We start from the raw sequence: 12,841 nt of genomic DNA, 5'->3' as shown, positions 1-12,841 counted from the left end.
CCAGCGGGAGAGCGCTTTCCAAGAATGTGCTTGGGGAACATGACCGCCCCGGGCCAGTGTTGTGCACTGCGGGCCAGTGCCCGCCGATCCTCCTCCGTCCCCCGAACGCTCGAGAAGGTCCGATGTCGCAGAGCAGCACCACGGCCGCGCCCGAGAACGCCTCCGGCTTCCGTCCCCCCACCCACCGCGAGATCCTCACGATCCTCGGCGGCCTGATGATCGGCATGTTCCTGGCCGCGCTCGACCAGACGATCGTGGCGACGTCGATCCGCACGATCGGCGACGACCTGCACGGGCTGTCGCTGCAGGCCTGGGTCACGACGGCCTACCTGCTCACGGCGACCATCTCGACCCCGCTGTACGGGAAGCTCTCCGACGTCTACGGCCGCAAGCCGTTCTACATGCTGGCGATCTCGCTGTTCGTAGTGGGCTCGCTGCTCTCGGGCACGGCCGACTCGATGTACCAGCTCGCGGTCTACCGCGGCCTGCAGGGGCTCGGGGCCGGTGGCCTGATGTCGCTCGCGATCACGATCCTCGGCGACCTCGTCGCGCCGCGTGAGCGTGCCCGCTACCAGGCGTACTTCCTCGCGGTGTTCGGCACGTCCTCGGTGCTCGGCCCGGTGGTCGGCGGGTTCTTCGCCGGCGCCGACACGATCCTCGGGATCGACGGCTGGCGCTGGGTGTTCCTCATCAACGTGCCGATCGGGCTCATCGGCATCCTCGTCATCTGGCGCGTGCTGCACCTGCCGCCGCTGCAGAAGGTCGAGCACCGCATCGACTGGCAGGGCGCGCTCGCCCTCGTCGTCGCGCTCGTGCCGCTCCTGGTCGTCGCCGAGCAGGGCCGCTACTGGGGCTGGGGCTCGGGCAAGGCGGCCACCGCCTACGCGGTCGGCGTCGTCGGCATCGCGCTGTTCCTGCTCGCCGAGCGGCGCGCGAAGGCCGACGCGATCCTGCCGCTCTACCTGTTCCGCAACCGCACGTTCTCGGTCGGCGCCGGCGCGAACACGGTCATCGGCCTCGGCATGTTCGGCGGGCTCGCGACGCTGCCGCTGTACCTGCAGATCGTCAAGGGCCAGTCGCCCACCGAGGCCGGCCTCACGCTCATCCCGTTCACGGTCGGCATCATGGCGGGCTCGATCATCGCGGGCCAGACGACGTCGCGGACCGGCCGGTACAAGCTCTTCCCCGTCGCCGGCACGGTGCTCATGGTCCTCGGCGCGCTGACGTTCTCCCGGGTCGACGCGGGCACGGAGCTGCCGTACATCTTCGGCGCCTCGGTGCTGTTCGGGCTCGGCCTCGGGTTCACGATGCAGCCGCTGGTGCTCGCGGTGCAGAACGCGGTGGCGGTGCGCGACATGGGCGTGGCGACCTCGTCGTCGCTGTTCTTCCGCCAGATGGGCGGGACGCTCGGCACGGCGATCTTCCTCTCGGTGCTGTTCTCGACTGTGGGGTCCAACATCACGCAGGCGTTCGCCAAGGCGGGCCAGACCCCGGCGTTCAAGGCCGCCCTGCAGGACCCGGCGGTGCTGAACGACCCGGCGAACGCGCCCGTGCTCCAGGCGCTGAAGGGCGGCGGCGGCCTCTCCCTCGACGACTCCGCGTTCATCAGCGCGCTCGACGAGCGCCTCGCCAAGCCGATCCTCGACGGCTTCGCGCAGTCGGTCGACCTCGTCATGATCCTCACCGCGATCGCCCTGGTCATCGGCGTCGTGCTCGCGATCCTGCTGCCGGAGCTGCCGCTGCGGAACGTCTCGGGCATCGAGGGTCGGATGGCCGACGAGCACGCCAGGGCCACGGCCGCCGCACCGGCGGGGGTGACCGCCGTCGGGGCGACGACGACGCTGGCCGCTCAGGAATCACCCCACCCCGCCGCCGCCGATTCAGAGGCGGCTCCCAGGGAGCGCGGCTAGGTTCGCAGGGCAGACCTGCGACACCCGACCCCCGGAGGCGACGATGCACGAGCACGGCACCACCTGTACCGGATGCCTGGACCGACGTCAGATGCTCACGCGGGCGGGGGTCGTGACCGCGGCCGCGGCCGGCGTGGCCGTGCTCGCCGCGTGCGGCGGTGGCGGCTCGGACACGCCGGCGGCCACCCAGGCCGCGGACGGCTCGCTCGCGAAGGTCGCCGACATCCCCGTCGGCGGCGCGCTGTCGGTGACGTCGGGCAGCGACAAGCTCCTGCTCGTGCAGGCCACGGCCGGCGCGGTCACGGCCTACTCCTCGATCTGCCCGCACCAGGGCTGCACGGTCGTGCCCGGCAACGGCGAGCTCGACTGCCCGTGCCACGGCTCGCGGTTCGACCTCACGGGCGCGGTGCTCGCGGGCCCCGCGACCGAGGGCCTCTCGCCGTTCGACGTGCACGTCGACGGTGACGCCGTGTTCGCCGGGAAGGCCTGAGCCATGGCCTGGCTTCGCGGTCCCGCGGCCGGGTCGGCGCTCCTGCGAGGCCTGCTCTCGGCGTGCGTCCTGCTCTCGGCGGTCATCCACCTGGACCTGTGGGCCGACGGGATGAAGAACACCCGCGTCGGCGACGCGTTCATGATCAACGCGGTCGCGGGGCTCGCGATCGGCCTGCTCGTCCTGGTCTGGCGGCACTGGATCCCGCTGTTCCTGGCCGCCGGGTTCGGCGCGTCGACCCTGGGCGCGTTCCTGCTGTCGACCACCTCGTCCGGCTTCATGGGCGTGCACGAGGAGTGGCAGGGGTTCGACATCTGGGCGTGCGCGATCGTCGAGGCGGCCGCGATCGTGCTGGCCGTCGCGGCCTTCCTCGTCGAGCGGCGGTCACCCGCCGCCCGGTAGCGGCGGTCAGCCCCAGACGAGCCCGTGCGCGGGCTCGGCCAGCACACGCGCCACGTCGGCCAGCACGCGCGCCCCGAGCTCGCCGTCCACCAGCCGGTGGTCGAAGCTCAGCGCGAGCTGGGTCACGTGGCGGACCTTGATCTTGCCCTTGTGCACCCACGGCTGCTCGCGGATGGCGCCGAACGCGAGGATCGCGGCCTCGCCCGGGTTGAGGATCGGCGTGCCCGTGTCGATGCCGAACACGCCCACGTTGGTGATCGTGATCGTGCCGTCGGACATGTCCGCGGGCGTCACGCGGCCCGCGCGCGCGGTCGCGGTGAGCTGCGCGATCCCGTCGGCGAGCTCGCGCAGCGTCAGGCGGTGCGCGTCCTTGATGTTCGGCACGACGAGGCCCCTCGGCGTCGCGGCCGCGATGCCGAGGTTGATGTAGTGCTTGTAGACGATCTCCTGGCTGGCGTCGTCCCACGACGCGTTGATCTCCGGGTGCCGCCGGATCGCGAGCATGAGCGCCTTGGCCGCGATGAGCAGCGGCGTGACGCGCACGTCGGCGAACTCGCGGTCGGCGCGCAGCCGCTCGACGAGCTTCATCGTGCGCGTGACGTCGATCGTGTGGAACACCGTGACGTGCGGGGCGCTGAACGCGCTCGCGACCATCGCCTCCGCGGTCCGCTTGCGCACCGACTTCACCGGCACGCGCGTCTGGCGGCCGTCGGAGGAGACCGTGCCCGACGCGAGCCACGGCTGCTCGTCGCCCGCGTACGTCGCGAGCGTGCGGGCCTCGGCCTGCGCGCTCATCGCCAGGACGTCCTCGCGCGTGACGATGCCGCCGGGGCCGGTGGGCGTCACGGAGTCGAGGGACACCCCGAGCTCGCGGGCCAGCTTGCGCACGGGCGGCTTGGCCAGCGCGTGCGGGCTCCGCGGCGCGGGCGCGGCGGCCTCGGTGCCGCGCGGGCGCCGACCCGTGCCGCCCTCGGCCAGCCCGTAGCCGACGAGCACGGGTTCGGGCTTCGCGGCAGGCTCCGGTGCCGGCGCGCTCGCCTCGCGCGCCGCCTCCATCTCCTCGGCCCCGCCGGGCTCGACCCCTCGGTGCCGCTCGGCGCCGCCGACGTGTCGCACGGACCCCGTGACGACGGGCGGCTCGGTGGGCGCGGCCGCACCGTCCGGGTCGGTGTCGATCTCGATGATCGGCGTCCCCACGTCCACGGTCGTGCCGGGCGCGACGAGCAGCTGCGTGACCACGCCGGCCCACGGGCTGGGCAGGTCGACGAGCGACTTCGCGGTCTCGATCTCGACGATCGTCTGGTTGACCTCGACGCGGTCCCCCACGGCTACCTGCCAGGCGACGATCTCGGCCTCGGTCAGCCCCTCACCCGCGTCGGGCAGCGGGAACTGCTGGAAGGTGGGCACAGTCGGACTCCTCGGTCAGAAGGCGAGCGAGCGGTCCACCGCGTCGAGCACGCGGTCGAGGCTCGGCAGGTAGTCGTGCTCGATCTTGGCCACCGGGTACGGCGTGTGGAAGCCCCCGACGCGCAGCACGGGCGCCTGCAGGTGGAAGAAGCACTCCTCCGTCACGCGGGCGGCGACCTCGGCGCCGGTGCCGTAGAGCACGGGCGCCTCGTGGACGACGACGCAGCGACCGGTCTTGCGGACGGAGGCGGCCACCGTCGCGGTGTCGAGCGGCGAGAGCGCGCGCAGGTCGACGACCTCGATGCTCGTCCCCTCGGCGGCCGCGGTGTCGGCCGCCTTGAGCGCGGTCTGCACGGTCGGGCCGTAGGCGACGAGCGTGATGTCGGTGCCCTGGCGGACCACGCGCGCGCCGTCGAGGCCATTCGTCGCGGGCGCGTCGAGGTCGACGTCGCCCTTCTCCCAGTACCGGCCCTTGGGCTCGAAGAACAGCACCGGGTCGGGGGACCGCACGGCCTCCTGGATCATCGCGTACGCCTGCGCGGGGCTCGACGGCGTGACGACCCGCAGGCCGGCCGTGTGCGCGAACAGGGCCTCGGGCGACTCGCTGTGGTGCTCGACCGCGCCGATGCCGCCGCCGTAGGGCACGCGGATGACGACGGGCAGCGTGAGCCGGCCGCGCGAGCGGTAGTGCATCTTGGCCAGCTGCGTGGTGATCTGGTCGAACGCCGGGAAGATGAAGCCGTCGAACTGGATCTCGCACACCGAGCGGTAGCCGCGCATGGCCAGGCCGATCGCGGTGCCGATGATGCCGGACTCCGCGAGCGGGGTGTCGACCACGCGCTTGGCGCCGAACTCGGCCTGCAGCCCGTCGGTGACGCGGAAGACGCCGCCCAGCTTGCCGATGTCCTCGCCCATGAGCAGCACGTTCGGGTCGTCGGCCAGCGCGCGCCGCAGGCCCAGCGTGATCGCCTTCGCGAAGGTCAGACGCTGCGTGCCGGTGAACGCGTCGACCGGGGCGGCGGCGGTCGTCGCGGTCATCGGTGGCTCCCCTCGCCGTGCTGCGCATCGAGGAACGAGGCCTCGTAGCCCTCGAACCAGGTGCGCTCGGCCTCGACCACGGAGTGCGGCGTGGCGTAGACGTGCTCGAACATCGAGGCGGCCGACGGGCGGCCCATCGCCCGGACGGTGGTGCGGATGCGCTCGCCGAGGGCGTCCGCCTCGGCGTCGAGCTGGTCGAGGAACGACGTCGGGAGCTGGCCGAGACCCTCGAGGTAGGTGCGCAGGCGGTCGATGGGGTCGCGACGACGCCAGTGCTCCTCCTCCTCCGACGAGCGGTAGCGGCTCGGGTCGTCGGACGTGGTGTGCGCGCCCATCCGGTACGTGAACGCCTCGATGAACGTGGGCCCACCGCCCGAGCGTGCGCGCTGCAGGGCCTCCTGCGTGACCGCGTAGCTGGCCAGCACGTCGTTGCCGTCGACCCGGACCGCGGGGATGCCGAAGCCGGGGGCGCGGTCGGCGAGCGGCACCTTCGACTGGTTCGTCGTCGGCTCGGAGATGGCCCACTGGTTGTTCTGGCAGAAGAACACCACGGGAGCCTCGTTCACCGCGGCGAACACGAGCGCCTCGCTCACGTCGCCCTGCGAGGTCGCGCCGTCGCCGAAGTACGCGACCACCGCGGTGTCGCGCGCCGGGTCGCCGGTGCCGACGTCGCCGTCGCGCTGGACCCCCATCGCGTAGCCCGTGGCGTGCAACGTGTGCGAGCCGATGACCAGCGTGTAGAGGTGGAAGCCGTGCGCCACGGGGTCCCAGCCGCCGTGATCGACGCCGCGGAACAGGCGCAGCACGTCGGTGAGGTCGACGCCGCGGGTGTGCGCCACGCCGTGCTCGCGGTAGCTGGGGAACACGTGGTCCTGCGGGGCGAGCGCGTGCCCCGAGCCGATCTGTGCGGCCTCCTGGCCGAGCGCCTGGGCGAACAGGGCGAGCTCGCCCTGGCGCTGCAGCGCGGTCGCCTCGGTGTCGAACCGCCGCACGAGCACCATGTCGCGGTACATCGCGCGCAGGGCGTCGGCATCGAGGTGGGCGACGAGGGCGTCGTACGTCGGGTTCGCGACGCGACGGCCCTCGTGGTCGAGCAGCTGGACGAGCCCGTCCGTGGTCAGGGGGCCCGCCGTCGACGCGTCCGACCCAGGGGTGGGGGTCGTGGGTGTCTGGCTCTCGGGGATGGAGGTCGAGCTCACGCGGTAGCTCCTTCGCGTGCCCGCAGCCAGGTGGCCGCACCGGTCCGTCCGAGCGGGGGACTCGAACCTACGTCACCGTAGCCTACGGAACCGTAGGTTGCGGCAGAAGCCCTCCGACAACGCTGCGCCGCGCGTCTTGTGGACTCCCGACAGACTCCTCGCCGACCCTCCTCAGCGCGCGTGGGCGGCCTCCGCGATCTCGAGGAAGAGGTCCACGGCCTCGGGCTCGCCGACGCTGACGCGCACACCGTCGCCCGCGAACGGCCGCACGATGACGCCCGCCCGCGCGGACCGCTCCGCGAAGCCGGTAGCCGCCTCGCCGAGCGGAAGCCAGACGAAGTTGGCCTGGCTGTCGGCCACCTCCCAGCCCTGGGCGCGCAGGCCGTCGAGCAGGCGGGTGCGCTGCCCGACGATGCGATCCACGCGTGCCAGCAGCTCCGAGGTGGCCCGCAGCGAGGCGAGCGCGGCGAGCTGGCCCGCGTGCGACACCCCGAACGGCGTCGACGCCGCGCGGATGCCGGCGGCCAGGCGCGGGCGCGCGACCGCGAAGCCGACCCGGAGGCCCGCCAGCCCGTAGGCCTTGGAGAACGTCCGCAGCACGACGACGTTCGGGTGGTCGGCGAAGACGGCCAGGCCGTCGGGCACGTCGGGGTCGCGGACGAACTCGACGTAGGCCTCGTCCAGCACGACGAGCACGTCGCCCGGGACCGCGGCGAGGAACGTGGCCAGCTCGTCGGCGTGCACCGCGGGGCCCGTGGGGTTGTTGGGGGTGCAGACCAGCACCACGCGCGTGCGCGGCGTGACCGCGGCCGCCATGGCCTCGAGGTCGAGCCGCCCGCCGGGCGCGAGCGGGACGCGAACACCCGTCGCGCCGGCCAGCGAGATCGCGATCGGGTACGCCTCGAAGGAGCGCCAGGGGACGACGACCTCGTCGCCGGACTCGCAGACCGCGGCCAGCACGTGGCCCAGCACGGCCACCGAGCCGCAGCCGGTCACGATCGTCTCCGGGGCAACCCCCAGCGACGCGGCGATCGCCTCGGACAGCTCGGTCGCGTACATGTCCGGGTAGCGGTTGACGTCCGCGGCGGCGTCGACGATCGCCGCGACCACCGACGGCAGCGGCGGGTACGGGTTCTCGTTGGAGGAGAGCTTGAACGCCGCAGCGCCGACCGGGGCGCGCCCGCCCGGGACGTACGGCGGGAGGTCTGCGAGGGCCTGGCGCAAGGGGACGCGGGTCACGGGTGCCAGCATGCCACCACCCGGAGATGGCAGGATCGCGGCATGGCCTTCCTGCTGCGCGTGATCATCAACGGCGTCGCCATCTGGCTCGCGACGCTCCTGCTGTCCGGCCTGGACATCGTCGGGTACGACTCCACCTGGGAGCACATCGGCATCATCGCGCTGATCGCGCTCGTGTTCGGGCTGGTCAACGCGATCGTCAAGCCGATCGTCGCGATCCTGTCGATCCCGCTGTACATCCTCACGCTCGGGCTGTTCACGCTCGTGGTCAACGCGCTCATGCTCATGCTGACCGCCTGGATCACGGAGTTCACCAACTGGGGCCTGCGCGTCGACGACTTCTGGTGGGCGGTGCTCGGCGGCCTGATCATCTCGATCGTCAGCTTCGCGCTCTCGGTCCTCATCCCGGAGAGCCGCCGCTCCTGACCTCGGGCGCCGGGTCGAGGCGGGGCACCCGCCGGCGCCCGGTCGTCGGGTCCGTCGCGACCGCGTCCGGTGCGCGCGTGACCGAGAACTGCCGCGTCTGCGCCGTCGTCCCCGGCGGCCCGAGCACGCGGGCGAGCTCGGCGTCGAAGCCGCGCAGGGCGGGGCTCCCCGCGAGCCGGGAGTCCGCGAGCTCGGCCGTGCGCACGTACTGCTCGAGCGAGTGCGCGTGCGCCAGGTGGGCGGCCCCGATGCTGCGCCGCACGACCACGACGTCGCGGCCGACGGCGTTCGGCCGCCCGTCCGTCTGCGGCACGAGGTCCTCGTCGATCCGGTAGTGCCGCACCTGGACGCCGGCGGGAACCGCGCGCGGGACGTCGGGCGAGCCCGCGGTGAGCACCGCCCGCACGTCGTACGCGCCCGCCGCGAGCGACGCCGCCGCGACCGCGACCATGCCGCCCTGGCTGTGCCCGGCGAGGAGCACGGGCTCGTCGGGCGGCACGCCCGCGTCCCGCAGCGCGTGCAGGACGCCGCTCGACATGTCGTCGGGCAGCCCCGCGACCAGGCGCGCGTTCGTCGTCATGTCCGTGGCCACGTCGCCGCCGAACGCCGCGCTCTGCGTGCCCGGGATCTCGACCACCCAGCCGTGGCTCCCGTCGGGGTGGGTCAGTCGCTGCACGGAGATCGTCGACGGCGCGGTCCCGGGCGCTCCCCCGTGGGCCTCCGGGTAGGACGCGGAGACGTTGCGCAGGACGTCCGCGACCGACCGCGGCGCGGGCAGCCCGGGCGGATCGGGACGCGGGACGAGCGCCGTGGGCACCGGGTCACCGCCCGCGACCTCGCCCGCCAGAGCCCCGAGCGGGTCGCGGACGGGCACGCGACCACCGGGCAGCGCACCCCGCAGGAACCCCGCGGTCGGCCCGACGAGCCAGGACGGCACCTGCTCGCCGACGAGCGCACGCGGGTCGCCGGCCACGGCGCGACCCGCTGCCGCCGCGACGACGACCGGGACCACCGGCGCCCCCGCCGCCCACACCCCTGGCAGCTCGCCCACCACCTGCGCCTGGACACCCGCCACCTCCCGCAGCGTGCGCGCCACCCACGACTCGGCCTCGACGTACAGCTCGACCACCCGCCGCAGCCGCCGGACCAGGTCGTCCGCCCGCGCCGCGGCCGAGCCCGCCGTCGAGGCCAGCGCCTCGGCGCGCGCGGCGTCGAACGGGTACGGCGCGGGCTCGGGCTCCAGGAGCAGCACCGGGGCGTCGACCGCCCGCGCGACCGCACGCAGGTCCGCCGCGCACCCCCGCAGGGCGCGGCCGGCCGCCCCGAGCGCGGCAGCGGCGGCATCGAGATCACGCAGCTCGACGACGGTCGGGCCGGGGCCGCCGACCGCCCGCACACCATCCCCACCCCACACCTCGCTCACGCCCGGCAGCCCGCGAGCGCGACGAGCTCACCGACCGCCCGGTCCAGCGCCGCCGCCTCGAGCACGGCGCCGTCGATCTCGGCCCGGTACCGCACGGCGACCGCGCCGCCCCACGGCACAGCCCCCGCCGCCATCAGCGCCCGGCGCGCACGCCCGGCTCCGTCGAGGGCGGACAGCAGGAGAGGGACGGGGTCGTCGAACATGGGGCGACGGTAGGCAGGCACCCGGACCACGCGGCCGGCGGCGGACCCGGACTGTGGACCGGGCGGGCGCGCGACGGGGCTGTGGACGCCTCAGCCCGCGGACGGGGACCGCGGCAGCGCAAGCACCGCGACGCCGATCGCGGCGAGCATCGCCGCGGCCCGCCACACGTCGGCGGCGCCGAGGTCCGCGCCCGCGAGCAGCACCGCGACCACCGCGAGCACCTGTGCCCCCACCTGCACGCGCGCGACCGACCGCAGCCCGTCCAGCACGACCGCGACCTCGACGCGACCGCGCCACGAGGTCCGGGCGGCAAGCGCCGACCCCCACGTCGCGAGGTGCACCAGCAGCACGAGCAGCATCACGGTGGGCAGCGACGCCGCACCGCCGACGAGGACGAGGAAGCCCGCGAGCCCGGCGCAGACCGCGGTCACGACCGACCACGGCCGCAGCGCGACGAACACCCCGAGCCCGAGCGCGACGACCACGACGGCCGCGAGCAGGTCGCGGTCCGCCGCCCACCCGACGACGACCATCGCCGCGACCACGACGCCGAGCACGGCGCGCAGCAGGGTGGCCGGCACGGTCGCACCGGTCGCGAGCCGGGCCTCGGGCGTCGTGCTCATCGGGCCCCCGCCCCGACGCGCCGCTGGGCCCGGCGGGCGAGCCGGGCCAGGCCGACACCCGGCGAGCTGCGCCACGCGACGAGCTCGACGTCCGCGTCCGCGAGCGCGGCGAGCCGGTCCTCGCGCGTCATCCGCACGAGCCGCACCGCGAGCCGCTGCTTGTCGTCGAGATGCTTGTCGCGCAGCGCGGGCAGCACGTCGACCGCCACCACGCGGTGCCCGGTGCGCCGCCACTGGGCGGCGACGGCGGCCGCGTCGTCGTCGAGGAACGTCGAGAACACCACGACGAGCGCGCCGGAAGGGATCTGCGGAGCCCGCACCCGCCGGCGCGGCTCGCCCTCGGGCGAGGTCACCGCGAGCGCCTGCCGGATCCGGTCGAGCTGACGCCGCCCGCCGCCGGGCGGCAGGGGTCGGCGCAGCGCGCCGAGGTCGTCGAGGCCCACGCGGTCACCCACGGCGAGGAAGCCCTGCGCGACCGATGCGGCGGCCTGCCGGGCGAGGTCGAGCGAGGTCGAGTCGCTCGTCGCGGGTCGGACCGTGCCGCGCCAGGTGGCGGGGTCGGGGCCGACGTCGTCGCGCGAGTCGACGACGAGCATCACGACGGCCTCGGCCAGCGCGTGCTCGCGGCGCACGTACAGCTCCTGCAGGCGCGGCGAGCGCCGGGCCGTCACGCGCCAGTCGATGCGGCGCAGCCGGTCGCCTGGCGCGAACTGGTGGACGTCGCGCAGCGACCCACCCTCGCCCGGACGGCGCGAGTCGTGGCCGCCGGTCAGGCCGCGCAGCCGCGGGGGCAGCGGGAGCTCGTCGAGCGGTCGGGTCGCGGGCAGCACGACGACGGACCGCGCCGCGGGCTCCGCGGGCTCGGACACGCTGGCCGCACCGACACCCATCCCCAGGGCGTCGACCTCGGCCAGGGGCTGCGGCCCGGTGCGCAGGGTGTGCACGACGAGCGGCAGCACGCGCGTGCCGTCGACGCGGACGAGCACCTCGTCGAGCTCGTCGTCGTGCCGCCGCACGCCGATCAGCACCGCAGCGGCCCCGGCGGGCGCGGTCACGGTCACGTCGGCCGCGAGGACACCCGCGGGCGGGGACTCGTCGGGCGCGTCGACCCGGACCCGCACCTCCTGCGAGGGCCGCCGCCGCCAGTCGAGCACCGCAGCCACCACGGGCGCGGCGCCGAGCACCGCGACGTCGGGCCTCCCCAGCAGCGCGCCGGCGAGGAGCAGCACGGCACCCACGACCGCCGCGGCGGTCGTGGCGCGTGCTCGCGTCCAGCGTTCGTTCACGCGTCGGCCGGGACGCGCCGCGCCGTGGTCGGACCCGGGACGGACCGCAGCACCTCGGCGACCACGCGCTGCGGCGCGACACCGCCCGCCCAGGCCTGCGGCGTGAGCGAGATGCGGTGCGCGAGCGTCGGGACCGCGACGGTCTTGACGTCCTCGGGGGCGACGAAGTCGCGCCCGTCCAGCACGGCGAGCGCGCGGGCGACCAGCACGAGGGCCTGCGACCCGCGCGGCGAGGCGCCGACCTCGACCGCCGCGTGCTCGCGGGTGGCCGCGGCGAGGTCCACGCAGTAGCGCAGCACGTCGGGGTCGACCGCGACCGCCTCGACGCCCGCCTGCATCCCGAGCAGGGTCTCGCCGTCGACCACCGTGCGCACGGGCGCGCCCTCGGCCCGGCGCTCGAGCCGCCGCGCGAGCACGTCGACCTCCGCGTCCCGCTCGGGGTAGCCCACGGCGAGGCGGACCATGAACCGGTCGAGCTGCGCCTCGGGCAGCGGGTAGGTGCCCTCGTACTCGACCGGGTTGCTCGTCGCGAACACGTGGAACGGCAGGGGCAGCCGGTGGGTCACGCCGTCGACCGTGACCTGGCGCTCGGCCATGGCCTCGAGCAGGGCGGACTGCGTCTTGGGGGCGGTCCGGTTGATCTCGTCGGCCAGCAGGAGGCCGGCGAACACGGGGCCCGGGCGGAACTCGAACGACGTGGTCGCGGGGTCGAACACGCTCGACCCGGTGATGTCCGAGGGCAGCAGGTCGGGCGTGCACTGCACGCGCCGGAACTCCAGGCCGAGCGCGGTGGCGAGCGAGCGTGCCGCGAGCGTCTTGCCGAGCCCGGGCACGTCCTCGAACAGCACGTGGCCCGAGGCGAGCACGGCCGCGAGCGCGACGCGCAGGGGCTCGCGCATGCCGACGACGGCCGTCGCGACCTCGTCGAGGACGGCGCGCCCGGCGGAGGCGACGTCGGCAACGGGCAGGGGGTTCGTCATGGGGTCTCCGGGCTGTTCGATCCGAGACGCTCGAGCGCGCCGATGGTGTGCCGCGCGTCGGCGACGCTGGGCAGCGGGTGGGAGTGGCGGGTCAGGGTCACGTAGGCGCGGTCGCCGACGAGCTCACGCGCGCGCGACGCGGCGGCGGGGTCGGCGAGCGCCACGCCGTGCCGGGCCAGGCGCGCGGCACCGGCCTCGCGCAGGCGGCGCAGCG

The 12,841-nt window shown here is 74.8% G+C and carries 14 protein-coding genes; 4 read left to right on the top strand and 10 right to left on the bottom strand.

All coding sequences use genetic code 11. The features are described 5' to 3' along the window. The first annotated feature begins 122 nt into the window (after window positions 1-122). The 3 genes from D1825_RS14085 (at window position 123) to D1825_RS14075 (ending at window position 2,802) form a co-directional block, all read left to right on the top strand. Window positions 123-1,910 (top strand): MDR family MFS transporter, encoded by a 1,788-nt coding sequence (locus tag D1825_RS14085; protein WP_118768044.1) that lies wholly within the window; start codon window positions 123-125, stop codon window positions 1,908-1,910. 91 nt (window positions 1,911-2,001) lie between these two features. After that, window positions 2,002-2,400, top strand: coding sequence for a QcrA and Rieske domain-containing protein (locus tag D1825_RS14080; RefSeq protein WP_118768043.1), 399 nt, complete (start codon window positions 2,002-2,004; stop codon window positions 2,398-2,400). Window positions 2,401-2,403: 3 nt separating this feature from the next. Then, window positions 2,404-2,802 carry a hypothetical protein gene (locus D1825_RS14075; protein ID WP_118768042.1) on the top strand — a complete coding sequence of 133 codons (399 nt, stop codon included), beginning with the start codon at window positions 2,404-2,406 and terminating at the stop codon, window positions 2,800-2,802. Window positions 2,803-2,808: 6 nt separating this feature from the next. Here D1825_RS14075 and D1825_RS14070 read toward each other — a convergent pair whose 3' ends face one another. The 4 genes from D1825_RS14070 to hisC form a co-directional block, all read right to left on the bottom strand. Further along, window positions 2,809-4,209 carry a dihydrolipoamide acetyltransferase family protein gene (locus tag D1825_RS14070; protein WP_118768041.1) on the bottom strand — a complete coding sequence of 467 codons (1,401 nt, stop codon included), beginning with the start codon at window positions 4,207-4,209 and terminating at the stop codon, window positions 2,809-2,811. Window positions 4,210-4,224: 15 nt separating this feature from the next. Further along, on the bottom strand, window positions 4,225-5,247 hold the full coding sequence (locus D1825_RS14065) for an alpha-ketoacid dehydrogenase subunit beta (RefSeq protein WP_118768040.1): 1,023 nt from the start codon (window positions 5,245-5,247) through the stop codon (window positions 4,225-4,227). Further along, window positions 5,244-6,446 carry a pyruvate dehydrogenase (acetyl-transferring) E1 component subunit alpha gene (gene pdhA, locus D1825_RS14060; protein WP_199721604.1) on the bottom strand — a complete coding sequence of 401 codons (1,203 nt, stop codon included), beginning with the start codon at window positions 6,444-6,446 and terminating at the stop codon, window positions 5,244-5,246. Before pdhA ends, D1825_RS14065 begins: the two co-directional genes overlap by 4 nt. Before the next feature lie 171 nt (window positions 6,447-6,617). Next, window positions 6,618-7,697, bottom strand: coding sequence for a histidinol-phosphate transaminase (gene hisC / locus D1825_RS14055; protein WP_118768039.1), 1,080 nt, complete (start codon window positions 7,695-7,697; stop codon window positions 6,618-6,620). A 30-nt stretch (window positions 7,698-7,727) separates the two neighbouring features. On the opposite strand from hisC, the gene D1825_RS14050 reads away from it, so the two are divergent. Next, on the top strand, window positions 7,728-8,111 hold the full coding sequence (locus D1825_RS14050) for a phage holin family protein (RefSeq protein ID WP_118768038.1): 384 nt from the start codon (window positions 7,728-7,730) through the stop codon (window positions 8,109-8,111). Here D1825_RS14050 and D1825_RS14045 read toward each other — a convergent pair. The 6 genes from D1825_RS14045 to D1825_RS18290 form a co-directional block, all read right to left on the bottom strand. Continuing rightward, window positions 8,086-9,534: a hypothetical protein gene (locus D1825_RS14045; RefSeq protein ID WP_138067684.1), complete on the bottom strand. Its 1,449-nt coding sequence runs from the start codon at window positions 9,532-9,534 to the stop codon at window positions 8,086-8,088. The two genes, D1825_RS14050 and D1825_RS14045, sit on opposite strands and share 26 nt — an antisense overlap. Beyond that, the gene (locus D1825_RS14040; RefSeq protein WP_118768036.1) at window positions 9,531-9,737 is read right to left on the bottom strand and encodes a hypothetical protein; all 207 of its coding nucleotides are present in this window, start codon (window positions 9,735-9,737) and stop codon (window positions 9,531-9,533) included. The genes D1825_RS14045 and D1825_RS14040 overlap by 4 nt, the downstream gene beginning before the upstream one ends. 90 nt (window positions 9,738-9,827) lie before the next feature. Further along, window positions 9,828-10,361, bottom strand: a complete 534-nt coding sequence (locus tag D1825_RS14035; protein WP_118768035.1) for a hypothetical protein — start codon at window positions 10,359-10,361, stop codon at window positions 9,828-9,830. After that, the gene (locus D1825_RS14030; protein WP_118768034.1) at window positions 10,358-11,647 is read right to left on the bottom strand and encodes a DUF58 domain-containing protein; all 1,290 of its coding nucleotides are present in this window, start codon (window positions 11,645-11,647) and stop codon (window positions 10,358-10,360) included. Before D1825_RS14030 ends, D1825_RS14035 begins: the two co-directional genes overlap by 4 nt. After that, complete coding sequence (locus tag D1825_RS14025; protein WP_118768033.1) at window positions 11,644-12,627, bottom strand: AAA family ATPase; 984 nt, start codon at window positions 12,625-12,627, stop codon at window positions 11,644-11,646. Before D1825_RS14025 ends, D1825_RS14030 begins: the two co-directional genes overlap by 4 nt. Further along, window positions 12,624-12,841, bottom strand: a 218-nt coding sequence (locus tag D1825_RS18290) for a hypothetical protein (protein ID WP_158580740.1), incomplete at its 5' end; no start/stop codon positions are given. The genes D1825_RS18290 and D1825_RS14025, both read right to left, overlap by 4 nt.

Origin of the sequence: Cellulomonas rhizosphaerae (assembly GCF_003470205.1) — a bacterium.
Lineage (GTDB): Bacteria > Actinomycetota > Actinomycetes > Actinomycetales > Cellulomonadaceae > Cellulomonas > Cellulomonas rhizosphaerae.
This window is presented reverse-complemented; position numbering and strand designations above follow the sequence as displayed.

What these genes read in the sequence shown, in the direction of transcription:
- D1825_RS14050 (WP_118768038.1), top strand. Translation starts at nt 7,728, where the DNA reads ATGGCCTTCCTGCTGCGCGTGATCATCAACGGCGTCGCCATCTGGCTC.
- D1825_RS14040 (WP_118768036.1), bottom strand. Translation starts at nt 9,737, where the DNA reads ATGTTCGACGACCCCGTCCCTCTCCTGCTGTCCGCCCTCGACGGAGCC.
- D1825_RS14065 (WP_118768040.1), bottom strand. Translation starts at nt 5,247, where the DNA reads ATGACCGCGACGACCGCCGCCGCCCCGGTCGACGCGTTCACCGGCACG.
- D1825_RS14025 (WP_118768033.1), bottom strand. Translation starts at nt 12,627, where the DNA reads ATGACGAACCCCCTGCCCGTTGCCGACGTCGCCTCCGCCGGGCGCGCC.
- hisC (WP_118768039.1), bottom strand. Translation starts at nt 7,697, where the DNA reads ATGCTGGCACCCGTGACCCGCGTCCCCTTGCGCCAGGCCCTCGCAGAC.
- D1825_RS14085 (WP_118768044.1), top strand. Translation starts at nt 123, where the DNA reads ATGTCGCAGAGCAGCACCACGGCCGCGCCCGAGAACGCCTCCGGCTTC.
- D1825_RS14080 (WP_118768043.1), top strand. Translation starts at nt 2,002, where the DNA reads ATGCTCACGCGGGCGGGGGTCGTGACCGCGGCCGCGGCCGGCGTGGCC.
- D1825_RS14075 (WP_118768042.1), top strand. Translation starts at nt 2,404, where the DNA reads ATGGCCTGGCTTCGCGGTCCCGCGGCCGGGTCGGCGCTCCTGCGAGGC.
- D1825_RS14035 (WP_118768035.1), bottom strand. Translation starts at nt 10,361, where the DNA reads ATGAGCACGACGCCCGAGGCCCGGCTCGCGACCGGTGCGACCGTGCCG.